Annotated in this window: 1 protein-coding gene; it reads right to left on the reverse strand. The window is 43.2% G+C overall.

Features of this window, described 5'->3' with window-relative positions:
- A partial coding sequence (locus ASC50_RS05175) for a D-Ala-D-Ala carboxypeptidase family metallohydrolase (RefSeq protein WP_056928783.1) occupies positions 1–386 on the reverse strand: 386 nt, incomplete at its 3' end.
- Positions 387–405 lie beyond the last annotated feature (19 nt).

The raw sequence follows: 405 nt of genomic DNA on the forward strand, positions 1-405 counted from the left end.
CTGTAAGGCGTTTCTGATATACTAATATGTATCCAAGTATAATCATACTCATCTATAAGTTGGTCAAACTGCAATCCCATTGCCGCAATCTTTTTGAAAGCAGCTTTGTTTTTCGCGCAACTTCCAAGCGTGAAGTCGCACGCCAAACCTTGAAGATGTTTGGATGTTTTCACTCCGCCCACTTTTGCGTTCAATGCCGGACACCGATAGCCACTATTGACATATACCGGCTCACCAATCAAATCCCGTATAGGCTGCATCACTTCCGTGATTACCTTTTTGATGTTTTCAGTGATGGCTTCGCCCGGAGTGTTATCAATGCCCAATCGGGAAGCCGTTGGCGACTTCACAAACTCTTCCAAATCAAAATTAGCCGTGATTTTCATTCCTTATCCTCCTTATATT

This window comes from Candidatus Symbiothrix dinenymphae, assembly GCF_001431085.1.